Here is a 26,647-nt window from a genome sequence, read left to right as displayed (position 1 = left end):
TCCTCCTTACTTACATCATGTTGTATGGGTTAGTGTCAATGCTAACTGTAATTGTTCTAGGAACATATTTTTGTCTATGCTGTATAAAAAAGTACTTAACGATCCCCTTTAGTAGGTTATATTCAATTTCTTGGTCCTTTAGTATAATTTGAAAACGATATTTTTGATTTATTCTTGTGATAATCGATTCATTTGGACCTAATAAAACATCATTAATTTTACTACATCCCTTTCCCTTTAAAACATATTTCATCATGGCAGCCATTTTTTCAGCATAGGATGAAACTTCTTTCTCATTTGATCCACTAAAATTAATGGTGATTAAATTAGAAAAGGGAGGATATTCAAATTCCCTTCTAATCATTAATTCTTCTTGATAAAAATCTAAATAGTTATGCTTAGAGGCTGTTTGAATACTATAGTGATGGGGATCAAAGGTTTGTAGTATCACCAATCCTTCTTCCATCCCTCTTCCGGCTCTTCCTGCCACCTGAGTAACCAATTGAAAGGTCTTTTCAGCCCCTCTAAAATCTGGCAGGTTTAGGGTTGAATCTACAGAAATAATCCCCACAAGGGTTACATTAGGAAAGTCTAAACCCTTAGAGATCATTTGGGTTCCAATTAATATATCAATCTCACCATTTCTAAAACTCCCTAGTATTTTTTGATGGGAGCCCTTTTGACTTGTTGAGTCCATATCTAGTCGAGCAATGGAAGCTGTTGGAAACAGATCAGCAATCATTTTTTCTAGTTTTTGAGTCCCCGCCCCCATAAACTTAATGGTTTCGCTTCCACATTCTGGGCAACAAGAAGGACTAAGGCTTTTTTCTCCACAATAGTGACATTTTAGATGGTTTTGGGGCATATGAAGGGTCATTGAAATATCACAATGCTTACATTTAATCACATGACCGCAACCCTTACAGGATACAAAGGTTGAAAATCCCCTTCTATTTAAAAACAATATTGTTTGCTTTTTTCTTTGGAGATTTTCATTAATTAACGTCATTAGCCTCCTGCTTAATATTCCCTGATTCCCTTCCTCCAACTCCTTTTTCATGTCGACGATTTCCACAATCGGCAATTTCGACTGTAAAGGTCTCTTTGTTAAGGTCATTAATTCTATTTCACCAGTTTCTGCTTTATAATAACTCTCCAAAGATGGTGTTGCAGACCCTAAAACCACAATAGCACCTTCATTTCCACTTCGATAGGCTGCAATTTCGTGGGCATGATATTTAGGATTTTGCTCCGATTTATAAGTATTTTCATGTTCCTCATCTATGATGATCATCCCTAAGTGCTTTAGAGGTGCAAAAACTGCAGAACGAGCGCCGATGACAATATTAACTTCACCCTTAGCAATTCTTCTCCATTCATCATAACGTTCTCCTTCAGATAGACTACTATGGAGTAGTGCAATTCCTTCCCCAAACCTCCCCTTAAACCGCTCTACTGTTTGGGGGGTTAAGGATATTTCTGGAACTAGTACAATTCCCTGCTTTCCTCGGGCAATTACTTCCTCCATTAAGCGAAGATAAATTTCGGTTTTTCCACTACCTGTTACACCGTGAATTAGAAAGGTTTTAGGTTCTTCTTCATGGATGGTTTTAATTATTTTATCCATTACTAGCTGTTGTTCTTCAGAAGGCTTAAGCTTAGGAAAGGCTTTAATTTCTAAGTTATTAAAGGGATTTCGATTAACCACCTCTTCTAATATCTCTACGTACCCCTTCTCTACTAGCGCCTTAATAGGTGCTCTAGAAGTATTTAGTTCTTTTATTAGAGTTGCCAAGGGGTACCTTCCCTTTTCTTGTAAAAACACTAGTATTTCGCCTTGCTTTTTAGCCGACTTTAAATGCTTTATTGCACCTACTAAACCTTCTTCGTCAATTGTAAGCTGTAGATATTCTTCTGTTTTTACTTTTACCCTTGAAGTTAAATCAAACTCAATTTCTATGATTTTTTCCTGTGCCAAATTTTTAATAGCTGAGTAAATTTCCTTAAAATCTAGACTTTTTTCAATAACCTCTAAAAATTGAGATCCCCCTTCGGCCTCTAGTACTTCTAAAATTGATCTCTGTTTACTCTGTATTGAAGAAACTAAATCTCTCCAGTTTGACTTCATTAACTTAATGATTTTTCGTTCTTTTTGTACAATACCCGCTGGTATAAGACAATGAATTGCTTCTATGTATTTACATAGGTACTTGTTTTTCATCCACAGAATCATCTTAATTTGATCCTCTGTTAAAATGGGTTCATAATCTATCGCCTCTATCATTTCCTTATGGGTAGAAGTGTCAACAACCTTCTCTTCTATATTTAAGACATAAGCCTCAAGTCGTTTATTTCCTTTTCCAAAGGGAACGATCACCCTCATCCCTACACAGATCTCCCCCTGTAGATTGGTGGGGATAATATAGTCAAATATTCTGTCGGTTTGGTAGCTATTTTGATCTACGATTACTTGACCTATGATGTGATTTGACTGCACTTTCCACACCTCCTCTTAAACTATTATTATACCAGAATTCGAGACTAAATAAAAACCCCCATATTCTATTAACTTTAAACCCTAGCAAAACATATTATTACGCAATATGTAGGATTTATTAGTTTAGAATATGAAGGTTTATCTTTTTACTTAGATAGTTCTATCACTTTATCTAAAATTTTATTGGCTATTTCTAGCTTAGAAGCCATCTCAATTTTTCTTTGTTCCCCTTGCCGGTCAAGTAAGTAAACGATATTAGTGTCACTACCAAAACCAGCACCATTTTCTGTAACATCATTTGCAACAATTAAATCTGCATTCTTTTTATTCAATTTACCAGTAGCATATTCCAATAAATTATTGGTTTCAGCTGCAAAGCCCACTAAAATTTGATTCGTTTTCCTTTTCCCTAACTCTAATAAAATATCTGGATTTCTAACAAGATTAATGGTCAAGTTACCTTCTTGCTTTTTAATCTTCATATCGGCAGGATTTTCTGGTCGATAGTCTCCAACTGCTGCAGCCTTTATAATAATATCCTGTTTATTAAAATGTTCCATTACTGTATCGTACATATTAATGGCTGATGTTGTAGGCATAAAGTCCACTCCGGCAGGTGGCTTTATATTGGTTGGACCTGATACCAGTGTTACGATAGCCCCTCTAGCTTGAGCGGCTTCAGCTATGGCATATCCCATTTTTCCTGAAGACCGATTAGAGATAAAACGTACAGGATCGATGGTTTCCACCGTTGGACCTGCTGTTACTAAAAGATTTTTACCAGCTAAATCTTGTACAGGAAGGGCAATTTCTATAACAGCTTCAACAATTTTTTCTGGTTCACATAGCTTACCTACTCCAATATCACCACAAGCTAATCTACCTGAAGCTGGCTGAATGAAATGATAGCCTAAATTCTTTAACTTTTTAATATTATCCTGTACAATGACATTTTCATACATTTTCGTGTTCATGGCTGGTGCAAAAACAACCTTTGCTGTTGATGCCATGATGGTAGTAGATAGCATGTCATCGGCTATTCCATTGGCTACCTTCCCAATGATATTAGCTGTTGCCGGCGCCACCAATAGGACATCGGCTTTTTGGGCAAGGCTAATATGTTCTATATCCCAATACCTAGGAGTTTCAAACATGTCTACTGTTACAGGATTCTGAGATAAGGCTTGGAAAGCTTGAGGTTGAACAAATTCGGTTGCAGCTTTTGTCATAATGACATTTACTTCTGCCCCTAATTTTTTAAATCGGCTTACGATGTCACAAGCTTTATAGGCTGCAACACCACCAGTTACTCCAACTACAATATTTTTCCCCTTTAACATAGACCTTCACCTTCTACCCTTCTTGGTTTTCTTCATATTGTTCTTTCAGGTCATTATATTCTTTTAATTCCTTTAATTCTCTTTGCTCTCGCTTCGTATCGATTAGTTCCTTTTCGCCAATTAGTCGACTATAGGTAACTTTGCCTTCATGAATTTCTTGTGTAGCAATTGAAACTGGCTTTTGGGATTTAGCCCTCACTGTGATTTCATCACCATCAATAATTTGTCTTGCTCTTTTTGCTGCTGCTAAAACTAAGGTATATCTGCTATCAATTTTCTCCATTAAATCATTTGTTGATGGATATAACATGTGATCATCTCCTTCTAAAATCTTGATTGAATTTCCTCATAAACCCTCATAACTTTACATCTTTCAGCTCTAATAATGGCCTCGACATCTTCTTTTGCTCTAGTTAGGTCGTCATTCACCACTGCATAATCATATTTTATAACCTGCTTAATTTCATCTAGGGCTGAACCAAAACGCTTTTTAATATCTTCTTCTGTTTCTGTTCCCCTTCCAACAATTCTATTCCTTAATTCTTCCATTGATGGAGGTAAAATAAAAATAAAAACGCCACCTTTAAACTTTTCTTTAATTTGTAGGGCACCTTCAATATCAATTTCTAGTAAAACATCATTGCCATTTTTCAAGTTTTCTAATACATAGTTTTTGGGTGTTCCATAATAATTATCATAAACCTTGGCATATTCTAGAAATTCATCAAGTTCTAGCATATCCTCGAATTTTTCTTTTTCGATAAAAAAGTAATTCACTCCATCTACTTCACCCGTTCTAGGCTTTCTAGTGGTGGCAGAAACAGACACTCTTATTTGGGGATTTGTTTCCAGCAACTTCTTACAGATGGTCCCTTTACCTGCTCCCGATGGTCCTGAAATTACCAATAATAAACCTCTTGCCATATAAATCTCCTCTTTCTAGCCTATTCATCCTCATTGTTTTCTTCAACTTCTTTAACAACTTCCTTTGAATTTAAACGATGGGCTACTGTTTCTGGTTGAACAGCTGATAAAATAACATGATCACTATCAGTTATAATTACAGCTCTCGTTCTTCTACCATAGGTTGCATCAATTAACATTCCTCTGTCTCTTGCTTCTTGAATAACCCTTTTAATTGGTGCTGATTCTGGACTTACAATCGCTACAATTCGATTACCCGATACAATATTACCAAAACCTATATTAATTAATTTAATACTCATTTGTTCCCCTCCCTATTCAATGTTTTGCACTTGTTCCCTCATCTTTTCAAGTTCACTTTTTAGATTAACTACAATATTGGTTATTGTAAGATCATTTGCCTTAGAGCCAATGGTATTAACTTCTCGATTCATTTCTTGTATTAAGAAGTCTAGTTTTCTACCGATGGAGTCATTTTCCTCCATCGTTTTAGTAAACTGCTTAATGTGACTTCCAAAACGAACAATTTCCTCTACAATACTGCTCTTATCTGCAAAAAGAGCTACTTCCATTAATATTCGACTCTCTTCAATATGATATCCTTCTTCTAGTAGTTCTTTTATTCTTTCATTTAATCTTTGTCTATATTCAACAACAATTTGCGGGCTTCTTCCCTCTATCTCTTTAATATAGTCAGCAAGAATTCCTAATCGCATCAATAGATCTTCTTTTAATTGAGCCCCTTCTATTTTCCGCATTTCAGATAGCTTACTTAGGCTATTTTTTAATGCTTCTACTAAAGCATTCCATGTAGCATCTTCATCAAGCTCCTTTTTTTCAACACGAATAACATCGGGATATTTGGCGATTAAAGACACTGTAACATCATCTTTTACAGGTAGTTCCTTTAACTTTGTTAGGGCGTTAAGGTATTGCTCTGCTAAAGGGACATCTGCAATGACCTTTACCTCTGTGTCACCTATATTTTCATATGATATAAAAACTTCTACTCTTCCTCTTTTTACGTAATCCTTAATTGTCTGCCTGATGTTCTCTTCTAAGTATGTAAACATTTTGGGCATTTTAATATTTATGTCCAAATATCTATGATTGAGGGATTTAATTTCTACTAAAAATCTACGATCTGTGGATTGGGATTCACCTCTTCCAAAGCCTGTCATACTGGTTATCATCCTATTCATCCTTCCATTATATCATTTACTATTTATAGTGCATTAATGATTCATCTATTATTTTATCCTTCTATTGCCCTTGTGACAAGGATATTATTTTAGAAAATAATCGCCAGTACAGATGTCCTCAGCAGGCCCCTCCATAAAAACATCTCCACTTTCTGTAATAGAAATGTGCAATCTTCCACCATCTATATCAACTGTTACCTCTTTCTCGACTAACCCTAAGTGATGGGCAACCCCACAAACACTTGTAACCCCAGTACCACAAGCAAGGGTATAACCTGCACCTCGTTCCCATGTCTTTACATGAATGTTCTTTGGATCTATTATTTTTGCAAAGTTTACATTGGTTTTTTGAGGGAAGAATTGATGTTTTTCAATTATTGGCCCATACTTTCTAACATCCTGTGAATTTAAATCATCAGTAAAGATCACAGTATGGGGAACACCCATTAGGACAGTTGTTATTTCGAAGGTCTCACCTTCAATTTCTAATATTTCCTTTACAAACTGTTCCTTATTGGTTGCAACAGGTATGATTTGGGGATCAAAACTCATTTTTCCCATGTTAACCTTAATGGCAACTGCTTTTCCTGCTTCCGTCAGTACCTTTACTTTAAGGATTCCTGCCAAGGTCTCAACAGAAAATTCTTCTTGGTTTACAATTCCTTCATCAAAAACAAACTTAGCAAAGCATCTAATTCCATTACCACACATATTTGCTAAGGAACCGTCACTATTATAGTAGATCATCTTTGCATCTGCAACAGTTGATGGCGCCACGACTAAAATACCATCTGCTCCAATACCAAAGTGTCTATGGCAACTTTTCTCTGCAAAGTAGCTTAGCCGGTGGTCATAAGGAAAATCTTCATATTTAATGACTACAAAATCATTCCCTGCTCCATGGATTTTTTTAAAGGGTATGTTCATTTTATCCATTTTTTCACCTCTTAATAATTATCTTCTTATTACTTTTATTTTTATCTTTAGGTTTTCTTTTTTAGTTTTGTATTTTAGTTTATATTTTAGGTTGCATTTTAGTTTTTCTTTTAGTTTTTTTTAAAAATTTCTAATTTACTTAATCTAACACCCTTATTTGTTTAGTATATCTTATTTGTTTATTCACTTTTAGCTAATTTTATGAAGGAAGAAATAATTCTTGGTCTTTAATTTATGGACCTTTTCATTTAGTATCCCGACTTCCTTAGAAATAAACCCTAATGGAAATAATTGCAATGGGTATAGCTAAAGGTCTATTTTATGTTTATTCAATTTAAATAGTTATTCTCCTGCAAATTATTACGATTTCTTAATATATTTTATTTCTATGGTTAGACTATCGAATAATTGTTCCTCCATACCATTCTATAATTTTCGCCATGATTAATACAATGTTTTGAAGTTCCCGAAATAAAAATAGCTCTACTAAAAAGTATATAAAATCAATTAGCAATAATGATTTATTGGCATTTTATAATCAAATCATGTATGATTGTATTAATGTAGCCTAATAATCTAATATTCAAGTATTATCAAAAGACATTTACATGATAGGAGGGATTCCGATGGCCTTAGATGGAATTGTTGTAGCTTCCATAGTACATGAGCTGACATCTTTATTACCAGGGAACAAAATAGAAAAAATTCACCAACCAGAGGCTGACGAATTAATAATTGCCCTTAGAAGCCAGGGAAAAAATCATAAACTACTACTGTCTTCCAGTAGCCAACATACAAGGGTTCATTTTACTAATGTAGCTAAAGAAAATCCCAGTGTTCCACCAGTTTTTTGTATGTTCTTAAGAAAGCATCTTCAAGGTGGCCGTATTGTCTCGATAGAACAACCAAATTTTGAAAGAATTATCAAATTTGTGATAGAGTCCTACGACGAACTCAATATTTTAAAACAAAAGCATTTGATTGTTGAATTAATGGGGAAGCACAGTAACATTATTTTAGTAGAGGCAGAAACTAACCGTATTCTAGACTCAATAAAAAGAGTATCCTTTGACGTTAGCCGTCAAAGACAAGTACTACCTGGGCTAACTTATACCTTACCCCCCGCACAAAATAAATTGAATCCTCTACTTATTGAAAATTTAGATGGTTTTAAAGAAGGCTTAACCCCAAATATGTCATCACCAGTCTATAAGGTTATTTACAGCAGTTTTACTGGCATATCCCCCCTAATTGCTAGGGAGATTTGTTTTAATGCCAATGTTTCTGATGATCAACCGCTATTGGCTTTAGATGAGGCAGATTACCAAAAGCTTTTCCATTCCTTTAAAAATCTCATGACAATAGTAAAAAAAGGAACGTTTATTCCAAGTCTTTATATTGATGATGCAACTGGAAAGTATGTAGATTTTAATGTCTTAGGTTTAAATCATTTATCTTATTACCGCACAGAGACCTATGAAAGTCCAAGTCTTCTATTAGAGAGCTTTTATCAAAATAAAGATTCTAAAGAGCGGATGAAACAGAGAACACAGGATCTTCGTAAAAATATTAGTTTAAAATTAGAAAGGCTTTATAACAAAATTGAAAACCTAGAAAAAGACTTAAAAAATGCCGAAAAAGCAGAAGAATGCAAGGTCTACGGCGACTTAATTACTGCCAACATTCACTTGTTAAAGGATAAAGAAGCAGCAGTTAGCGTTATCAATTATTATGATCCAGACATGAAGGAAATTACAATCCCTTTAGACCAAAAATTGACACCTGCTCAAAATGCACAAAAATACTTTAAGCAATACAACAAGTATAAAACAGCCGTTAAAGAAGTCGCCCATCAAAGGGAAATTGCAGTTGAAGAAATTAACTATCTAGAACAAATTTTAATAAGTCTTGATCACGTCACCCAATTGGCTGATATTGAAGAAATTTATACAGAGCTTATTGAAACCGGCTATGTTAAGAAACGGGCTACCAATAAAAAAAATACAGGTAATATTAAGAAAACCAGTTATCTTAAGTATCTTTCTTCTGACGGATACGAAATTTATGTAGGAAAAAACAACAAGCAAAATGACGAGATTACCTTTAAGATTTCGGGAAAAAATGATCTATGGCTCCACGTAAAGGACATGCCTGGCTCCCACACAATTTTAAAGTGTCAAGAAGGTGAATATACAGACCAAGCCCTATTAGAGGCTGCTACCCTAGCTGCCTATTACAGCAAGGCTAAAAACGCTACTAAAGTCCCTATAGATTATACCCTAAGGAAAAACGTTCGAAAACAAAGCGGTGCAAAGCCTGGAATGGTGATCTACGATCATTTTCAAACGGTCTATGTAGATGGTGATCTTGCTGGTCTAAAGGTTAAAGAAATATAGTTATAGCTTCATATAGTTATAGCTTCTAAGTTGTTGTATATCGTTTTAATAATTAAATTTCTGCTATTTGTTATATATCAACAGCCCCATAAGACTTCTTCAGTCCTATGGGGCTACTTATGTTTTCATATCTATTAGGTTAATTTAGCTTATTATTTCGTTTGTGGTAACACTTTATTAGCTACAATCCCTACTATTGCTGCTAAGCTTAATCCACTTAACTGTACAACTTCACCTAATTGAATTCCGATAGTATTCCCATCTGCATCGGTATACATTGCTGTACCAATACCGATTACAAAGATTAAAGCTGCAATTAGTAAGTTTCTATTTTCAGCAAAGTCAATTTTAGCATCAACAATTGTTCTTAGCCCTACACTGGCGATCATACCGAATAATACGATACAGATTCCTCCCATTACTGCTACTGGGATTGATTGTAGAATTACTGAGAAGTAGCCAACAAAACTTAAGCAAAGGGTAAAGAAGGCTGCCAATTGAATAATGGATGGGTCATACACCTTTGTTACAGCCAATACTCCTGTATTTTCACCATAAGTGGTATTAGCTGGTCCTCCAACCATTCCAGCAAACATTGTTGCTATACCGTCTCCTAGAAGGGTTCTGTGAAGACCTGGATTTTTTAAGAAGTCTTTTCCAACAACTGCACTGTTGGTTGTAATATCACCAATGTGCTCCATAAATACGACTAATACAATTGGTGCAATTGTTAAGATTGCTCCTAAATGAAACTTTGGTGGCGTAACTGCTGGTAATGCGAACATAGATGTTTCTCTTAAACTTGAAGCTAATTCTGTTAAATTAATTACCCCTAAAGCAATGGCTGCTACATAACCTACTGTTACTGCTATTAATATTGGTAGCAATTTAAAGAATCCTTTACCGAAAAGAGAAACCATTAACACTGTTGCAAGTACAATTATTGCTAATGTCCAGTTGGCAGAAGCCATGTCTATAGCTACTGGGCTTAGGTTTAAACCAATTACAATAATCATTGGTCCTGTAACAACTGGTGGAAAGAAGGATTTAATTCGATCTAAACCAAACACCTTTACTAAAGCCGCCATAATTACGTACAAGACCCCAGCTACAAGGATTCCACCTTGGGCATATTGCAACCCACCAAAACGATTACTCACATCAACAATTACTGCGATGAAGGCAAAACTTGAACCTAAGAATACTGGTACCATCCCTTTAGTTACCAAGTGAAATAGTAATGTTCCTGCCCCAGCTGAAAATAAGGCTACCGCTGGATTTAAGCCAGTTAACATTGGTACTAATACCGTTGCCCCAAACATTGCTAATATGTGCTGTAATGATAAAATCAACTTTCTTCCTATTGAAACATGATCTTTCTCTTTAACTTGATTCATTGTTTCTACTGCCATTTTTATTCCTCCTTCGATTTTCTAAGGAGGTTACAATTAAAAGTCATGTATTTCCTCCTTTTCAGCCTCACTGGACTGTTTTAAAAGAATTATTGTTATATATTATGAATTTTCAATAATAACACTGTTTTCTCCATCAACTTCTTCAAATTTAACCTTTACTACTTCAGAGGTAGAAGTTGGTACGTTTTTTCCTACGTAATCTGCCCTAATGGGTAGTTCTCTATGTCCCCGGTCTACTAATACTGCCAATTGGATGACCCTTGGTCTGCCGATATCAATTAATGCATCTAAAGCAGCCCTTACAGTTCTTCCTGTATACAACACATCATCCACCAAAACAACTACTTTTCCTTTTATATCTACGGGTATTTCAGAACCATGTAGTACAGGGTCGTTGTTAATTTGGCTTAAATCATCACGATACAGGGTTATGTCTAAGATTCCAACTGGAATTTGTACTTCTTCTATTTGAGTAATTTTTTCTGCTAGTCTCTTGGCTAATGGTACCCCTCTTGTTTTAATCCCCACTAGAATAATATCTTTTGCCCCTTTGTTTTTTTCTAGTATCTCATGGGCTATTCTAGTGATGGCTCTACCTATGCCTTTATCATCTAACACTTGTACTTTTTTCTCTTTTCCCTCCACTTAAATTCCTACCTCCTTATTGGTAAAATTAAAGTATTACATAAAAAAATCTCTTACAGACTGTAAGAGATAGTATTCGTTTGGGCACACATAAATATGACATAAATTTCTTCATATTTATATACATTCCGCATTTTCCTTACAGCCTCACTGGACTTGTTTAAAGGTATTCACTTTTAACTAAAACAAGTATATCACAAAGCAGAATACTTGTCTAGACAAATTTGTTAATTTTGTTGCTTTGTTTTTAGTCTGATTACATCTAGCAATTTAGTAAAATATGCGGGTAACGGTGCTTCAAATTCTAAGTATTCTCCGGTTGAAGGATGGATAAAACCAAGGGTCTTAGCGTGAAGCACTTGACCGTCTAAGTTAAATTTCGAGGTTTTAGAACCATATAGGTCGTCCCCTAACAAGGGATGTTTAATATAAGATAGATGAACACGAATTTGATGGGTTCTACCCGTTTCTAGCTGAGCCTCAAGATATGTATAATCAATGAATCTTTCTAAAACCTTTATATGAGTTACTGCATTTCTACCACCCTGAATAACTGTCATCTTTAAACGATCAACAGGATGTCTGCCTATTGGTGCATTTATTGCAGCAGCATTCTCTTTAATATTCCCCATAGTAATAGCATGATACTTTCTTGTAATACTATGTTCCCTTAATTGTTCAGCTAATCCTCGATGGGCATTGTTATTCTTAGCCACCATTAGTAAACCAGTGGTATCTTTGTCAATTCTATGGACTATTCCTGGTCTAATGACACCATTAATTGAGGAAAGTTGGTCTTTACAGTGATATAATAGGGCATTAACCAAGGTATTTTCATAGTTACCTGGAGCTGGATGCACGACCATATTCTTAGGTTTATTCACTACAAGTAGATCATCATCCTCATAAACGATATCTAAAGGGATATTTTGAGGTTTGATATCTAGCTCAACTGCTGGTGGGATGCTAACTTCTATTTCATCCCCAACCTTTACTAAATATCTGTTTTTCTCAACTTTACTATTTACAGTAATCATTTGATCTTTTATTAATTTTTGAATATAACTTCTGCTAAAGTCTTCATATTGTTCAGCAACAAAAACATCAAGCCTTACACCTTCTTCTTCCTCTGAAACAAAAATTCTTTCCTTTTCCACGTTAACTCTCCTCAGGTTTTATTGAATCATATTTTAAGATGATATAGGAAATTAATAATGCACCTACAACTACACCACAATCGGCAATATTAAAAACTGGCCATATACGAAAATCAAAAAGATCCACCACATAACCATATCTAATACGGTCTATTAAATTTCCAATAGCTCCTCCAACTACTAAACTTAACCCAATTTTTAATAGAAGATGCATATTCTTATTCTTCAGTATAAAAATAATGACGCCAAGGGTAATGGCTGTTGTCATGATAATAAAAAACAATCGTTGATTCTGAAGCATTCCAAAGGCTGCCCCTCTATTTTCTACATAGGTTAGATGGAAAATGTTCTCTATTACCGGGATGCTACCTACAGGTTGTAATTGATTAATTGCCCAATATTTAGTGATTAAGTCTAAAATAATTACTGATATAATAATGATGGCACTAATCATCATGGCTATACCGCCCCCCTCTTACATTTAATTCTTTATGATTATAACATTTAGAAAAGAAAAAAGATACAAATTGTACCTTTTTCCTTTGAAAAAAGTATATTTTATTCTAAATCTTCCTTTTTAATTCTAGCTGTTGAAGCATCTTTACGATCGGCTCTATTTGTATATAATTGAGCCTTATATTCTTCATTAGTTATTTCATCAACCGCTTCTACAGTCCCTACTGGATGAATATCAAATACACCAAGGTGGTCCATACCTGTGTAGGAAGGGTCATTTTTAACTTCATTAAACCTAGCTACAGCTTGGTAAGCATCTTCACCATCAAATCCCGTATAATCTTTGCCGTCTAAATTGCTTCTTTCAAAATCTGGAAATAAAACTTCTTCTTCAACAGGTCTTCCACGGTCTGCATTAAAGGCTTCTATTGGTAGTTTTTTTTCAGCACATTCAATGCAAATATGGGCTTCTGGCATAATTTCCAAGCGATCTTCATCTATTTGAATACCGCAAGAGTCACATGCTCCATAGGTCCCCTCTTCCATTTTATCTAAGGCTCGATCAATCTCTCTTATTCGATATTTTTCATTATCCTCTAGGTTAGCTTGCATCTCAACCATAAACATTTCTGTTCCTAAATCTGCTGGATGATTATCATAAGCAGACAATTCTTCGGTATACTCCCTTATGGAAGCATGTTTACCATGATGATTTTCCATTCGATCAAGGGTATCCATTACTGCCTTTTTTTCATCTAACAGAAGTTTCCTAAAATGCTCAAGCTTTTTTGGGTTCAAAGTAATCCTCCTAACTATCATCAGTTTTATGGGTCTATCTGATCTAATTGTATTTTACTATATAGGATTATTCTTACCCTTTTCTTTTATTTTATTTTGAAAAGAACAAAGTCTTCCTCTAAAGAATAATTGGAAGACTTTAATTATAAATTTTAAATTAATTTTCCCTAATTTATTTCAGTACTTCTTGAAGTTTATGGACTTCCATCATTAAGTCTTCAAAGTCAGGAAATTCTAATGATTGTGGTCCATCAGATAATGCTTCACATGGATTCGGATGGATTTCTACCATGATGCCATCTGCCCCAGCTGCTAAAGCAGCTTTTGCCATTGGAATCACCAATTCTCTTCTACCTGTTCCATGACTTGGATCTACAATAATTGGTAATGAAGTTAAATTTTTTACAATGGGGACAACAGAAAGGTCAAGGGTATTTCTAGTATAGGTTTCGAAGGTTCTTATCCCTCTTTCACATAAGATAATATCTTGATTGCCTCCTGCTGCAATATATTCAGCTGCCAAAAGCCAGTCTTCAACTGTAGCTGATAGACCTCTTTTTAACATGACTGGTTTATTTGCTCTACCGACTTCCCTCAGTAAGCTGTAATTTTGCATATTTCGAGCACCTATTTGCAATATGTCAACATACTGGGCTACCACTTCTACTTCTCTCGTATCCATCACTTCTGATATTACAGGTAATTGATAATATGCCCCTGCTTCCTTTAGAAGTTCTAACCCTTCTTCTCCAAGTCCTTGAAAAGAATAGGGAGAGGTTCGTGGTTTAAAGGCCCCACCACGTAGGATTTTCCCGCCAGCTTTTTTTACCATCTCTGCGGTAGAAAAAATCTGTTCTTTACCTTCGATTGCACAAGGTCCAGCCATCACCACCAATTGACTTCCGCCAATTTCTACATCTCCAACTTGGATGATTCTGTTATCATTGTAACCCTTCTTGTTAATTAGCCTTAATTCCATTTTATCTTCCTTCTTATCTGATTTATTAGTGATCATCTATCGGTTAAGGAAATTTAAAGTTTAAGTTTCTTCATTAATTGATCTAATTGATATTATCGATTTAATTAATTCATGTTTTTTAACATATACTTAACGATTTCCTTCGAATTGATTGCCGCTTGATTCATAAACTCATTAAAATTTTCATGGGCTGAACCATCAGCCTTATCTGACATTGCTCGAATAATAACAAATGGAACAGAATTTACATAGGAAGTATGTCCTATTGCTGCTCCTTCCATCTCTGTACAGAAGCCTTTAAAGGTATCCCATATTTTCTCCTTCAATTGACTGCTACTTACAAAAACATCACCAGATACGATTCTTCCCATTAGTACTTTACTTTCATTAAGTACCTGTTGTGCTCCTTCAAATGCTAATTTAGCCATATTTTCATTTGATGGAAAGATGGATTTATCCATTCTTGGAATTTCTCCAATAGGATAACCAAAGCCTGTAACATCAAAATCATGTTGCTGAACATCTGTAGAAATTACAACATCTAACACATCTAAATCATCATGGATTGCTCCTGCAACGCCTGTATTAATAACAGCTGTTGCTCCCAGTTGTCCCACTAATACTTGTGTACAAATAGCAGCATTTACTTTACCAATTCCGCATCTAACTACAATTACATCTTTATTTTCTAATTTACCAATATAAAAATCCATATTGGCAATTTTTTTAGTTTCATTAATGGTCATTTCTGATTTTAACATTTCTATTTCTTCATCCATCGCACCTATAATTCCAATAATACTCATATAATGCCTCCTTAATATCTACCCTAACATCAAATGATTAATCAGGGGGTTATTTTTATGTATCATAAAAAGATTATACCTTAATAACCATCAAAGGTTAAGAGATTCTTATCAAAAGTATACTATTTAAATGAAATTAAATCAAATTTTGTAAATGTTAACTATCAAATTAAGGAAATTGCATAATTAATATTAAAATCCTCAGCTTTCACCTTTGCATAAAACAAATATAGAAAAAAACTAATCTCAGTTATATTGTCCCCTTATTTTTTACTTTATTAGCATAAGGAAAGGTCAAACTTAATATTAGATTTTTAAAATGTAAATTAAAATGAAATTAAAAGTAAAATACTTTTAACGTTATGGTATGATGCAATTTTTACACATACAAAAGTCTCCCTTAATACAGGAGACTTATATATATAAATTTATTTTATTTCTTTTTTTATTTTTCACCACTAATTTCATCACAAGCCTCTAAAACTGCATCAATTTGTGATTGTAGTAAAGTTTTATAGCGGGTTTTAAATATTTGCATGTGTTTTTTAATTTCTTCATATTCTTGCTTAACTTTATCTACTTCTCTGTTTGCTTTTTCAATAATTTCTTTTCCTCGAGATTCAGCATCTTTAACAATTAGATCTGCCTGCTTAGTGGCATTTGCCCTAACTTCTTCTGCAGCATTTTGAGCTACTACCAACGTATTTTTTAAAGTTTCCTCAATATTTTTATATTGATCCATTTGCTGACTTGCTCTTTCAACCTTATCCTTTAATTCCATGTTTTCTTTATAGAGCTTTTCATAATCTACCATTACCTGGTCTAGAAACTCATCAACTTCATCCTCTTTATAGCCCCGTAACCCTCTTTTAAATTCTTTATTTTGTATATCTAAGGGTGTTATCATTTGGACACCTCCTAAAGTATGTTTTTATATCGGTTTTCTGAATGTAATCTTTACCCGTCCACTTTTAGTTGTTCCGCCAATAGAAAGGATTTCAACTCTTCCCTTTCCTCTTACGGAAATAACATCCCCTTCTGAAACCTCGGTAAAATTTCTCTTAATTGTTTCCCAATTCACACTTACATATTCCTTAGCAATTAAATTTTGTGCCTCTGTTCTTGATAGCTTAAAACCTAAACCAAGGACAGAGTCTAGTCTTAAAGATGCAACATTTCCCACCATTTCTTGATATTTGACTGCCGGAGGTGTTATAGAACATATGGGGATTTCCTTTAATGTTACCTTTATATTTCCTACCTTTTCTAATTGAAAAAGAATATAATCCTTTAACTCTTCATGTATAATTATATGGCAAAAATGTTGTTGCTCATTTTGATGTAAAATAATATCTCCAATTTTCTCTCGTTTTAAGCCTAACCCTAAAATTGCCCCTAAGTAATCTCGATGATTAATTGAGTTGAAATTAATATTACCTCTAGCCTCTAAGGCTACGATTGGCACCTCAACCATTGTTTCATCTAGATAATCTGGAAAAATCACAAGAATTTGACGTTCTGCCTGTAAATGTCCACCTGTGCTAAAAAAATTAATTCCATGAAGAGAAGTCAAAATATTTTTGGCATACTTCACTTGAAAGGGAGTTAAAAAGTCAGTTGCCTTCACTTCGTGGTTTTTTAGTACCATTTGAACTTTATCCAGTATTCTGATTAAGGCCTGTTTTAGTAAAGGATCTTCAACATGCTGTAATAATTTCTCTTTATCCACTATACCACCACACCTTAAAATAAGAACATAACTAGTAGTCTAACAATAATTGGAATAATAGCATAGTTAATCAAAAAGATTGCTGCTAATGCTGAAAAATCAAACATACCTCTATATCCCAATTTATTATAAATTAAATTTCTAATTGGTTCTAAGATTGGATCAGTAACATTATAAACAAATGCTACAATTGGGTTTGACGGCTTAGGGTTAATCCAGGTAAACACAACCCTCACTAGTATTAATAGATTGATTAGCTGTCCTAGATACTGTACTGCATAAATTACACTGGCTGCAAAAGACAATAACATCACACTCCTAACTTATTTCTGCCAGGGGAACACCCCTTTGTTTTTTAATTCTTCTTTTATGTTACCTGCTATGTCTACATTATTTGGAGCTAAGATAAAAATTCCCGCTGAAACTTTTTGAATATTACCATCTAATGCGTAGATGGCTCCGTTTAAAAAATCAAAGAATTTTTTCGCTAATTCTTGATCAATGTTCTCTAGATTAATAATAACTGGCTTTCTATTTTTTAAATTATCAACAATCGCCGGTGCTTCATCGAAATTGCTTGGTTCATAAATGATTACCTTCATTTGAGTTTTTGTATGTATATTTACTACTTTATTTGCGTTAGTATTTTTTTTGTTTACTACAGAATATAGTTCTTCTTGCTCTTGTTGTTGTCCCTCTTCTATTGTTTCTTCCTCTTCTTCTTCAAAAACATCTAAACCTATAAAATATTTTACTTTGTCCATTAATTTACCTGACATTTTTATTCCCTCCTATTTAATCCTCAGTTTAGGTAAAAAGCTTACTACCAACTCTAACCATATTTGCACCTTCTTCTATGGCTACATGGAAATCATTAGACATCCCCATTGACAAATAGTCCATTCTAACATGGCTTAAGTTTTGATTTTTAATTTCCTCTGATAATGCCTTGAGTCCTTTGAAATACTGTCTAGTTTCTTCTGGATCGTCTAAAAATGGGGCCATTGTCATTAATCCAACTACTTTTACATAATGTAGTTCTGCTAATTTTTCTAAAAGTGGTATTGCCTCCAATGGTTCTAACCCATATTTGCTTTCTTCTCCTGAAATATTAACTTCCAACAGACATTTCATTGGTCTTTCAATCTTCTTAGCCCTCTTTTCAATTTCTAGAGCTAACTCATAGCTATCTAGCGAGTGGATATAATCCACTTTATCAATAATGTATTTTACTTTATTTCTCTGCAAATGACCAATCATATGCCAAGTGACTTGATCTCCAATTATTTCATGCTTTTTTGTTAGTTCCTGTACCTTATTTTCTGCTAAATGGGTAACCCCTAAATCGATTGCTTCTTGAATTTTTTCTGGCGGAACAGTCTTTGTTACAGCTACTAAAATGATCTCTTCTTTGGTTCTATTATTTTTTTGAGCTGACGATTCAATCAGTTCTAGTGTTTCCTTCAAGTTGCTTGCTATATTCAATCTATTACCTCCTCTATTATTTTACCCGTTGTCCTTCAGATACCTTGCTTCCATTAGAGACAAGTTCATCATATAGCTTTATCGTACTTACTGTAACTCTTTCATTATCTATAACTTCTTCAAAGGTTTGTTCGTGTAGGATAGCATATTCTCGATTACTACCCCTAACCTTAACTGGAATAAATCTTACAAAACCGTTTACATCTACACGATAAACACCTTTGCGACCATCCAGTTCGTCAATAGTAGTATTGGGAACCATAATTCCCTCATATCTTTCTTGAATTATGTCGATCATTACAGTTCTATCTTGATAGAACCCCTCCATAACTTCATTAATATCTAATATAATTACGCTTCGCTCTCCGTCAGTTACAATTTTCCTAAGCAAAGCGGAATACTGTCGTTCTTCACCCTGCCTTCTAATTCTAATCCTTCTACCTTCACTAAACATTTCAATTTGTTGGGTATCTACTTCTGCTACAATGCTCCATCTATGACTATTGATAATTCTTAATACTGTATTTTCTTCTTGTTGATCCGACTGCTGAGTTTTGCTATTATTAAGGGTCTCTAAATCTCCTACGCCTATGGACTCTATCGTTGTTAGATTAAACAAACCTTCAAGCCCATCTTGCCCAAAGGCAATAAAGCCAGGATAATCGCTATGGATCACTTGCAACGAAGATTGAAGCTTACTTTCAATTATTTTCTTCTCTTCCTCTAATTGTGCTAAGCTTCTACCACCAAAGCTATTACTACCGCTGATGATATTCTTTTTATCAGCCAATTCATCTAATGTTTTTTTATAATTAGATATGTTGCTATAATCACCTTTATTTATATCCTGCTGCATTTTAGCTAGAATTGTATTTACCTCTGAATCTATCTTATTTAGATCTCTATCGAAAAGAGACTTTTCTGCTTGGTTACTTTCAATATTTTGTATTCTATGATTAATTATTTCCAAATCTTGCACATATTTTTCATCAAGATTTTCAGAATATATTTCTGCTAATTTTTGTCCCTTAGCTACCTTTTCACCTTCACTTACAAAGAACTTAATTTCTCCTTGACTAGGTTTAGCAAATACTTTCTCGTCTCTGGCGATATATCCTGTTACCGAAAAGCTATTTTCAATAACCCCAAATTCTGCAACAACAGTTTTCTGACTGTTTGTTCCTAAAATTGGAAACACCCTTGATAAGAAGTATAAACAAATTATTAGGATAATAGCAAATTTTCCAAAACCCTTTTTAATTAATCTTTTCTTTTTCTTTTTAACCTTCGTTTTCATCACACCACCTACCAATAGTCTATGTTTTATAATTCTTCATTTACCAAAAAAGTCCTTCATGTATTTTTGTTATTTTCTACGACTAAAGTCCTAATCAAACGCTGTCAAATAGCAAAATCCTCCAATTGTAGGAGGATTTATGTATCTTGGAGTTAAAATTTGGCAAAAAACTTACCATATCGACTAATTACTTTAAGTTTTTTAATAGAACTAACCTTTAAGTTAGTTACCCCCTTCGAAGTTGTAGCAAGGGCAATACTATTTTCCGACTTAATGATTCCTAAGACGATACCTTTTACCCTGGTGGAATTATCCATATGTATTTTCACTTCGTCTCCTGCCATCACTTCTATCGATCCTAACATAAAATGTTTAACATCTATATTTTCTAGAATATCTGGCTCAACATCCTTATGTTCGATTAATATGATATGATTTTTTAAATAAAACTTTTCTTTTAGTACGACTAAAAAATATCCTATAATGCAGAGTAGAAGCAATGTTATCAATACTGTTAATAGATTATTGACCATTCTCCTTAATCACTTCCTTTTTCCCCCAACTTAAAATGTCCTATAGCTATTATAACATTCTCAACCCTCTAGTTTAAATAGGTTTTTTATCACTTAATAAATTTAAATTATTCGAATTACTCAGATGAATGGAATAAGTTTAACTCTTTTCAAATGATTTCATGAAGTTCTACTAACAGCATTAATACGCCATATATACATCCTAAAAGAAGTGAATATTCCAAAACAGACTTGAAAGCCTCTATTAGGAAAGATATATCCATTGATTGACTTTGGATTTTGACCTCTTTAAACATCAGAAGCTCATCTCTTTGATATTCCATATTCTCATCCCTTTGTTCTTTTTATCATTATATTATTATGCTTGTCTATTTATACTTTATAAGGACAACTTATTTCCTCTTAAAACTTTTTCCCTAACTAAATAAACAACATTTTTGTACAATAAGCTTTAGATTTGATCTCTTACACAATGGTCTACTGTAATGGATGAGGATAGTTTGGATATACTACTGTTGGAGGAGGTGAAAAAATGACTGTTCAAAAAGACCTTGAAAAGGTGTTAGCATATTGTGAAGCGATTAAAGGTGACTACGCAGTAATGGCCCATTCCACTGAAGACCAGCAAACAAAACAGATTTTTAATAATATGAAGGCGGATATCGATAAACATATGGAATTTCTGAGTGGAAGAATTGAATACTTAAAACAAAACAATGATTTAAATATTCAATAGTAGCAAAATCTGAGTCTAAGGAGAATATCTCGATGTTGCAGTTAATTAATAAATTTTACAACGCTACTGTAAGGGAACGCCATAAAAATTTCATTACTACCCTTACAAAATGGTTACTGTGGGGAAGTATTATTGGTACAGCTGTTGGTGGTTTTTCAGCTCTCTTAATTAATTTTAACGACTTTTTAACAGAAGTCCGAGAGGCCAACCCTTTCTTAATTTTTTTCCTTCCATTGGGTGGTGTTGTTATAGGATATATTTATATGTATTATGGAAAAGGCTCTCGAAAAGGTAACGATTTAGTTCTTGAACACATACATCATGGACAAGGCCAGATCCCCATAAGAATGGGACCTATTGTTTATATATGCACTTTTATTACTCACCTCTTTGGAGGTTCTACAGGAAGAGAAGGAGCAGCTATACAAATGGGGGCTAGTGTGGCCGAAGGGGTCAACCGAATATTTAAAATTCACCCTATTGACAGGAGAATCCTTATTATCAGTGGTGTTAGTGGTGGTTTTGGTTCTGCCTTTGGTACCCCCTTAGCTGGCACTCTATTTGGTATGGAGGCAATCGTTGTCGGTAAAACAAAATTTGAAGCATTGGTGCCTTGTTTGGTGGCAAGTTTTACTGGTCATTACGTTGCAACTGCCTTAGGTATCCATCATGATCATTTTATTATCAAACATATTCCTGAAATCAATAGCATTAATTTATTAAAGATTATTGGCGTATCAATTATTTTTTCCTTTACTAGTGTTCTATATGGTCAATTGAGACATGAAGTAAAGAGATTGTCCGATAAATATTTAAATAAAAATCTTATGCTACGGGCATTTTGGGGTGGAATTTTAATTATTTTTCTAACCTATATCATAGGCTCTAGAGATTACTTAGGTCGTGGCTTACCGATGATTAATAGAGCTTTCGAAGGACAGGTGCCTCCCTTTGCCTTCTTAGCTAAGCTCATCTTTACGGCTATAACCATGGGTTCTGGTTTTCGTGGTGGAGAAGTTATTCCACTATTCTTTATTGGGGCAACCTTAGGTAATACATTGGCTACGTTAATAGGCTTTCCTCCTTCCTTTCTTGCTGCCTTAGGAATGATTGCAGTTTTCTCTGCATCTACAAATACGCCAATATCAGCTTTTTTATTAAGCCTAGAAATGTTTGAAGCTAAAGGTATTTCATACTTTTTTATTGTCTGTATCATCAGCTTCTTATTCTCAGGTCATCATGGCATTTATGCAGCACAAAAGATCTATGAACCTAAAAGTAGGCTACTTAATCTTCCATCGGGTAAAACGATTACTGACATTGAGAAATAAGAACAAAAAAGAAAAAACCAAGATAATCCTTATTTTAGATGGTCTTGGTTTTCATTTTCGTGTATTCTATCCTTCACTTCAGTAAAGAGACTAAAATTGTCTTGCGGTACTTTGTAATTTTGGTCAATTAAGTGGGGAAACATTTTTTGTAATTCTCCTATTGTGACTGGTTTAGCATGGGGCATTAACTCATAACCCAATTGACCGTTTGGTTCTAATGTCCCTGTCTTCACATCACTTATGTTAGTTATCCCTTGTTGTCTAAGTCTCATCTCTAACTGATCTACAGTAAATCTTAGTTTTCTTAAATTTTCTGGTACGATCTGACCGTTTAGAATTACGATTATCCCTTTTCCTGTTAAAATATTCTCCAACAAATTAAAATTAACCTGTAGGTATTCAACAATAATTAAAAAAATTATAAAGATGGATGCAGCAACAATCGTTCTCCATGGGCTCGTCTCAATTATTGGCTGTACAATAATATTTCCAATTGAAATCATAATAACTGTTTGGGCAACAGTCATTTGAGAGATAGATTTTCTTCCTGTTATTCTAAGAAGTGCGGTTCCTGTAAAAACCATTAAAAGAGATTCCCAGATAATATGCATTTCCCTTACCTCCTCATCTTTCTCTAACTAGTATAAAGAAGTCTCATTTATTTTATTCAAGTAAGGGCTTGAAAAAAGCAGGTCTTTTATAGCCTGCCTTTAGTGCATCAGTAAAATACTATTTCTTTTCACCAAACTTTTCAGCTAAGGAAATACCCCCAACCCCAATATTGTCTAGTTCATTTTCTTTAATCATCATTAATACTGCCTCTGGTGGTACTTTTGCAATTTCTACTGTAGCTTCTGTAAAAGCCTTTATCAAAGCATTTTTCTGCTCTGTTGTTAACTTACCAATATCTAATGAAATATATGGCATAATTCTTTACCTCCCTTCAACGAATTTAAGATTATTTTAGCACTTATTCTAAAGACTAACAATTATATTTCTAATATAGTCTACTTCTTTTTAATTTATAACTGCTGAGTTTCCCTTAATCACCTTTTCTTGATTAGAAACATAGAATAGAAATGAGTCAACTCAAATAAATAGATTGATGAATTATTATTAATAAAATGGAGGGTTGAAGTATGGCTAATGAAACAATAAAGAAGGACCAATGTCCTCAATTACCTGGTACATTAATTAGAATATCTATTCCTGCAGGAGCAGTAATTAATCTTTTAAACTTAATTGAAATAACATCTCCAAGTGGCATTTGTCTAATAGTGAGATTACCTGCCTTAGGTGGAACTTTTAATATTGCTAGTATTATGGATACCATAAAAAAGGCAGGAGGAAGTATTGAATTTATTACTGAATAATTTTAATTAAGGAGGTCTTGAAATATAATAAGACCTCCTAATTATTAGCACTCTTCTTTATACTTTGCATAAGATATATTGCAAACAGAAAGGAGGGCTTACAATGACTATCGTTTCTAGAACAAATCCTGTAGATACAAGGTGTAAAAAACCAGCTCATCCATGTCCTCAATTGCCTGGTACCATCCTACGAATATTTATTCCTGCTGGGGCTGTAATTAATCTATTAAATCTAATTGAAGTAACTTCCCCTAGTGGAATATGCCTCATTATTAGATTGCCCTTACTAGGAGGTACTGGTTTCAATTTAGGTGGACTGTTTAATACAATTCAACAAGCTGGTGGAAGCGTTGAAGTTATGAAAAACTAAAAACATATAAAAATATAGGTGACTAATTAAAGTCACCTTTACTTATTTTTTGATGATTTTCCATTGACCTTCTCATATATATATAACTTTGTTTGTTAATTAATAATCATTATTAATTGTAGAATTTTCAGAATACTTATCATATAATTAAATTAAGTAAAACGATGTATGGTTTACAATTCAAACAAAAAGGAGGAAGTATTATGTCAAGGAAAAAACTGTATAAACTAACTGGAAGATATGGAGGGCAACGTAATCCTATGGTTGCAGACTTTGAAACAAGTAACGAGGAAGTTTATAAGAAACACTGTAAGCATATCGCCTCTTTTGGTGCTGATAACTATAGTATATCCTTCTGGACACCAGAGTCGGAACAGGCATTTCATGAGGTATTGGAGGATTAAGTTTTGGATGAAAGGGGCTGTCTAAAATGATTTCTTACTATCATTTTAAGACAGCCCCCTTTTATTGTTTTACTAACAACATTGCCTAAAATCTATTATATCCTCTACATATTTCTCAATCTTAATATCTTTGAAAACCCTATAATAACTTAATCATTTATTATATATTTTATTGCTAATCCCTTCTTAATAATAGCCAAAGCTACAAATTATTGAACCTGTGGCTTTTTTTTATATGGCACTTATTTAACATTTATCTTACTGGTTTAACAACCGCTTTTGCCTCTTCTTTAGCAAGTAAGAATAATCCATATTTTATTAACACATAAACCACAATGGCTACTGCTATTATTTCTTCAACTCTAACAACATACTTTAACATAGAAATTGATTGATTAGAGTTATTTAGAAAACCATTTGTAAGTTTAATAGAAATTCCACTAATGACTAATGGAAATGTAAAAGCAGAATAACTAGGGTAGAACTTTAATTTTAATAATTTGGGCATGTAGATTAATACTGCCACTAAACTAACTAGAGATACAAGGGCTAAAAACCCTACAATTGTCATATTTTTCGTTTGGAAGGAATTCATATATCCCGCTAAACAAAGACTGGCTGGTGCAGCAAAAATAGTTATAGTTGGCATTGCTGGTTCTGGGATCTCCTTCACCTTTATTACTCTATATAAGACAATTGGTAATAAGATTAAGTAACTTATAAAACCGAACCAAAAAATATATTGCCCTAATTGAGCTAAACCATACACTGGTGCTGTAACGCTGGCTACTACAATACCAACATAAACTACAAAATAGCTAGGAAATACCTTTTTGATATTAAATGACAGTATATATTTTTTAGTAAAGTAGACTATTAATAAGCTGTGTAATGCCAAACCAAAGATCCAAATTCCTTGTGCAATTACTGGATAATAAGGTTTAAGGTAAGTGGAAAGGATCATTACACCCATAGAAAATGTTGGCGACACACTGGCTACAACAGGATTTTGAAGACCTTCTACTATCCCTTTAGGGTCAGTAATTATTTTGGCTACTAATAAAAGTAATAGAAAAGCTGAAACGCTACCAAATATGTTTCTATAGACTTCTCCATAAGATAAAACTAAATTTCCTGTTGCTGCTAAAGCCAACATCAAACCTGCCATTGGTATAGGTACTTTTTTAATTAATTGTCCCATTTTCATCTCTCCATTAATCATTAATTATTGAAAGATTTAATTCTCTAGCAACAATCTCTGCTGTCTTTTCGGCAATTTCACCTGTAAAAGCTACACATTGGTTTTTATGTTCTCCTGAGGCCATATCCATCCCTTTAGTTAAGACCTTACAACAGAGTACTTTATGGTTATTTTTAAAACTTTCTTGTAGTTCGTTAGCTAATTCAAGGGTTTTTACTACCTTAGGGTCTCCCCCTTTTGTTCTTCCAAAGAAGTATCCAAGGGCCATAACTCCGCCTGAAACTGCTCCACAGACACACTTAGATCTACCAATCCCTACTGGAAATCCCGATGCCATTGCAATCATTTCATCTGGCATATCTAATTCAAGATTGTTTTTAATGGAATAGACAATTGCCTCTGAACAAAAGAAGTCTCCTTTTCTGTATAGTTCTTCAGCGTCTTGCTTGATTTTAGTAATATTAATTTCCTTCTTCATTACTTCGTCCTCCCTTTAATTAAAAAGCAGTTAGTAGACTTAAACATTTTTTTCACATATTAAATATAACATAGATGTTTTTAGCTTAGAAATTGAATGTATCTATAGGAGGAAGGAATTGTATTAATAAAATCTATAATTTTAAAAAACTCTTTAAGG

32 protein-coding genes are annotated in these 26,647 nt (G+C 33.8%); 6 read left to right on the top strand and 26 right to left on the bottom strand.

Annotation, left to right across the window (positions count from 1 at the left end; translation table 11 throughout):
- Window positions 1–10: 10 nt before the first annotated feature.
- The 7 genes from priA to dapF form a co-directional block, all read right to left on the bottom strand.
- Window positions 11–2,497, bottom strand: a complete 2,487-nt coding sequence (gene priA / locus T335_RS0104270; protein ID WP_051569126.1) for a primosomal protein N' — start codon at window positions 2,495–2,497, stop codon at window positions 11–13.
- Between the two features lie 146 nt (window positions 2,498–2,643).
- Entirely contained in the window at window positions 2,644–3,837 is a 1,194-nt protein-coding gene (gene coaBC, locus T335_RS0104265; RefSeq protein WP_026476432.1) for a bifunctional phosphopantothenoylcysteine decarboxylase/phosphopantothenate--cysteine ligase CoaBC, read from the bottom strand.
- Window positions 3,838–3,850: 13 nt separating this feature from the next.
- Window positions 3,851–4,147 (bottom strand): DNA-directed RNA polymerase subunit omega, encoded by a 297-nt coding sequence (gene rpoZ / locus T335_RS0104260; RefSeq protein ID WP_026476431.1) that lies wholly within the window; start codon window positions 4,145–4,147, stop codon window positions 3,851–3,853.
- A gap of 14 nt (window positions 4,148–4,161) precedes the next feature.
- Window positions 4,162–4,767, bottom strand: coding sequence for a guanylate kinase (gmk, locus tag T335_RS0104255; RefSeq protein ID WP_026476430.1), 606 nt, complete (start codon window positions 4,765–4,767; stop codon window positions 4,162–4,164).
- Between the two features lie 14 nt (window positions 4,768–4,781).
- Window positions 4,782–5,063 carry an extracellular matrix/biofilm regulator RemA gene (gene remA, locus T335_RS0104250; RefSeq protein ID WP_026476429.1) on the bottom strand — a complete coding sequence of 94 codons (282 nt, stop codon included), beginning with the start codon at window positions 5,061–5,063 and terminating at the stop codon, window positions 4,782–4,784.
- 12 nt (window positions 5,064–5,075) lie between these two features.
- Window positions 5,076–5,954 carry a YicC/YloC family endoribonuclease gene (locus T335_RS0104245; protein ID WP_026476428.1) on the bottom strand — a complete coding sequence of 293 codons (879 nt, stop codon included), beginning with the start codon at window positions 5,952–5,954 and terminating at the stop codon, window positions 5,076–5,078.
- A gap of 93 nt (window positions 5,955–6,047) precedes the next feature.
- Window positions 6,048–6,899: a diaminopimelate epimerase gene (dapF, locus tag T335_RS0104240; RefSeq protein WP_330371177.1), complete on the bottom strand. Its 852-nt coding sequence runs from the start codon at window positions 6,897–6,899 to the stop codon at window positions 6,048–6,050.
- A 626-nt stretch (window positions 6,900–7,525) separates the two neighbouring features.
- On the opposite strand from dapF, the gene T335_RS0104235 reads away from it, so the two are divergent.
- Window positions 7,526–9,295 carry an Rqc2 family fibronectin-binding protein gene (locus tag T335_RS0104235; RefSeq protein WP_026476426.1) on the top strand — a complete coding sequence of 590 codons (1,770 nt, stop codon included), beginning with the start codon at window positions 7,526–7,528 and terminating at the stop codon, window positions 9,293–9,295.
- A 152-nt stretch (window positions 9,296–9,447) separates the two neighbouring features.
- On the opposite strand, the gene T335_RS0104230 is transcribed toward T335_RS0104235, so the two are convergent.
- The 15 genes from T335_RS0104230 to T335_RS22180 all read right to left on the bottom strand — a co-directional run bounded on the left by T335_RS0104230 (window position 9,448) and on the right by T335_RS22180 (window position 20,918).
- Window positions 9,448–10,707 (bottom strand): uracil-xanthine permease family protein, encoded by a 1,260-nt coding sequence (locus T335_RS0104230; protein ID WP_084280949.1) that lies wholly within the window; start codon window positions 10,705–10,707, stop codon window positions 9,448–9,450.
- 102 nt (window positions 10,708–10,809) lie between these two features.
- Window positions 10,810–11,355, bottom strand: coding sequence for a bifunctional pyr operon transcriptional regulator/uracil phosphoribosyltransferase PyrR (pyrR, locus tag T335_RS0104225; protein WP_026476424.1), 546 nt, complete (start codon window positions 11,353–11,355; stop codon window positions 10,810–10,812).
- A gap of 227 nt (window positions 11,356–11,582) precedes the next feature.
- Window positions 11,583–12,512: an RluA family pseudouridine synthase gene (locus tag T335_RS0104220; RefSeq protein ID WP_026476423.1), complete on the bottom strand. Its 930-nt coding sequence runs from the start codon at window positions 12,510–12,512 to the stop codon at window positions 11,583–11,585.
- Between the two features lies 1 nt (window position 12,513).
- Window positions 12,514–12,969 (bottom strand): signal peptidase II, encoded by a 456-nt coding sequence (gene lspA, locus T335_RS0104215; protein WP_084280947.1) that lies wholly within the window; start codon window positions 12,967–12,969, stop codon window positions 12,514–12,516.
- A gap of 101 nt (window positions 12,970–13,070) precedes the next feature.
- Window positions 13,071–13,766, bottom strand: coding sequence for a TraR/DksA C4-type zinc finger protein (locus T335_RS19855; protein ID WP_051569125.1), 696 nt, complete (start codon window positions 13,764–13,766; stop codon window positions 13,071–13,073).
- Window positions 13,767–13,938: 172 nt separating this feature from the next.
- Complete coding sequence (aroF, locus tag T335_RS19850) at window positions 13,939–14,745, bottom strand: 3-deoxy-7-phosphoheptulonate synthase (protein ID WP_051569124.1); 807 nt, start codon at window positions 14,743–14,745, stop codon at window positions 13,939–13,941.
- Window positions 14,746–14,849: 104 nt separating this feature from the next.
- A complete protein-coding gene (locus tag T335_RS0104200; RefSeq protein ID WP_026476421.1) occupies window positions 14,850–15,551 on the bottom strand; it encodes a 5'-methylthioadenosine/adenosylhomocysteine nucleosidase in 702 nt (233 codons plus the stop codon).
- Between the two features lie 445 nt (window positions 15,552–15,996).
- Window positions 15,997–16,458 (bottom strand): DivIVA domain-containing protein, encoded by a 462-nt coding sequence (locus tag T335_RS0104195; protein WP_026476420.1) that lies wholly within the window; start codon window positions 16,456–16,458, stop codon window positions 15,997–15,999.
- A 24-nt stretch (window positions 16,459–16,482) separates the two neighbouring features.
- A complete protein-coding gene (locus T335_RS0104190; protein WP_026476419.1) occupies window positions 16,483–17,280 on the bottom strand; it encodes a YlmH family RNA-binding protein in 798 nt (265 codons plus the stop codon).
- Between the two features lie 14 nt (window positions 17,281–17,294).
- Window positions 17,295–17,585, bottom strand: coding sequence for a YggT family protein (locus T335_RS0104185; protein ID WP_242837242.1), 291 nt, complete (start codon window positions 17,583–17,585; stop codon window positions 17,295–17,297).
- Window positions 17,586–17,603: 18 nt separating this feature from the next.
- On the bottom strand, window positions 17,604–18,059 hold the full coding sequence (locus T335_RS0104180; protein ID WP_026476417.1) for a cell division protein SepF: 456 nt from the start codon (window positions 18,057–18,059) through the stop codon (window positions 17,604–17,606).
- 28 nt (window positions 18,060–18,087) lie between these two features.
- The gene (locus tag T335_RS0104175) at window positions 18,088–18,765 is read right to left on the bottom strand and encodes a YggS family pyridoxal phosphate-dependent enzyme (RefSeq protein WP_026476416.1); all 678 of its coding nucleotides are present in this window, start codon (window positions 18,763–18,765) and stop codon (window positions 18,088–18,090) included.
- 16 nt (window positions 18,766–18,781) lie between these two features.
- Complete coding sequence (locus T335_RS0104170) at window positions 18,782–20,062, bottom strand: HlyD family efflux transporter periplasmic adaptor subunit (RefSeq protein WP_026476415.1); 1,281 nt, start codon at window positions 20,060–20,062, stop codon at window positions 18,782–18,784.
- 152 nt (window positions 20,063–20,214) lie between these two features.
- On the bottom strand, window positions 20,215–20,595 hold the full coding sequence (locus tag T335_RS0104165) for a hypothetical protein (protein WP_026476414.1): 381 nt from the start codon (window positions 20,593–20,595) through the stop codon (window positions 20,215–20,217).
- 149 nt (window positions 20,596–20,744) lie between these two features.
- The gene (locus T335_RS22180; RefSeq protein ID WP_156943622.1) at window positions 20,745–20,918 is read right to left on the bottom strand and encodes a hypothetical protein; all 174 of its coding nucleotides are present in this window, start codon (window positions 20,916–20,918) and stop codon (window positions 20,745–20,747) included.
- A 209-nt stretch (window positions 20,919–21,127) separates the two neighbouring features.
- Between T335_RS22180 and T335_RS0104155 the strand changes: the two genes are divergently transcribed.
- On the top strand, window positions 21,128–21,331 hold the full coding sequence (locus tag T335_RS0104155; RefSeq protein WP_026476413.1) for a DUF1657 domain-containing protein: 204 nt from the start codon (window positions 21,128–21,130) through the stop codon (window positions 21,329–21,331).
- A 32-nt stretch (window positions 21,332–21,363) separates the two neighbouring features.
- Entirely contained in the window at window positions 21,364–22,662 is a 1,299-nt protein-coding gene (locus tag T335_RS0104150) for a voltage-gated chloride channel family protein (protein ID WP_034327620.1), read from the top strand.
- Window positions 22,663–22,691: 29 nt separating this feature from the next.
- Here T335_RS0104150 and T335_RS0104145 read toward each other — a convergent pair whose 3' ends face one another.
- Window positions 22,692–23,273, bottom strand: coding sequence for a DUF421 domain-containing protein (locus tag T335_RS0104145; RefSeq protein ID WP_026476411.1), 582 nt, complete (start codon window positions 23,271–23,273; stop codon window positions 22,692–22,694).
- Window positions 23,274–23,391: 118 nt separating this feature from the next.
- Complete coding sequence (gene dmpI, locus T335_RS0104140; protein ID WP_026476410.1) at window positions 23,392–23,589, bottom strand: 4-oxalocrotonate tautomerase DmpI; 198 nt, start codon at window positions 23,587–23,589, stop codon at window positions 23,392–23,394.
- Between the two features lie 212 nt (window positions 23,590–23,801).
- On the opposite strand from dmpI, the gene T335_RS0104135 reads away from it, so the two are divergent.
- From T335_RS0104135 to T335_RS0104125, 3 genes are all read left to right on the top strand, one after another.
- On the top strand, window positions 23,802–24,035 hold the full coding sequence (locus tag T335_RS0104135; protein WP_026476409.1) for a hypothetical protein: 234 nt from the start codon (window positions 23,802–23,804) through the stop codon (window positions 24,033–24,035).
- A gap of 103 nt (window positions 24,036–24,138) precedes the next feature.
- Window positions 24,139–24,405 carry a hypothetical protein gene (locus T335_RS19845; protein ID WP_034327618.1) on the top strand — a complete coding sequence of 89 codons (267 nt, stop codon included), beginning with the start codon at window positions 24,139–24,141 and terminating at the stop codon, window positions 24,403–24,405.
- A gap of 203 nt (window positions 24,406–24,608) precedes the next feature.
- On the top strand, window positions 24,609–24,809 hold the full coding sequence (locus T335_RS0104125; protein ID WP_026476408.1) for a hypothetical protein: 201 nt from the start codon (window positions 24,609–24,611) through the stop codon (window positions 24,807–24,809).
- Between the two features lie 253 nt (window positions 24,810–25,062).
- Here the strand turns inward: T335_RS0104125 and T335_RS0104120 are convergent, their stop codons facing one another.
- The gene (locus T335_RS0104120; protein ID WP_026476407.1) at window positions 25,063–26,010 is read right to left on the bottom strand and encodes a TDT family transporter; all 948 of its coding nucleotides are present in this window, start codon (window positions 26,008–26,010) and stop codon (window positions 25,063–25,065) included.
- Between the two features lie 13 nt (window positions 26,011–26,023).
- The gene (locus T335_RS0104115) at window positions 26,024–26,488 is read right to left on the bottom strand and encodes a C-GCAxxG-C-C family (seleno)protein (protein WP_026476406.1); all 465 of its coding nucleotides are present in this window, start codon (window positions 26,486–26,488) and stop codon (window positions 26,024–26,026) included.
- Window positions 26,489–26,647: the final 159 nt, after the last annotated feature.

This window comes from Alkaliphilus transvaalensis ATCC 700919, from assembly GCF_000621485.1.
Lineage (GTDB): Bacteria > Bacillota > Clostridia > Peptostreptococcales > Natronincolaceae > Alkaliphilus > Alkaliphilus transvaalensis.
The sequence above is the reverse complement of the archived record's forward strand: the minus strand, read 5'-3'. Positions and strand labels throughout refer to the sequence as shown.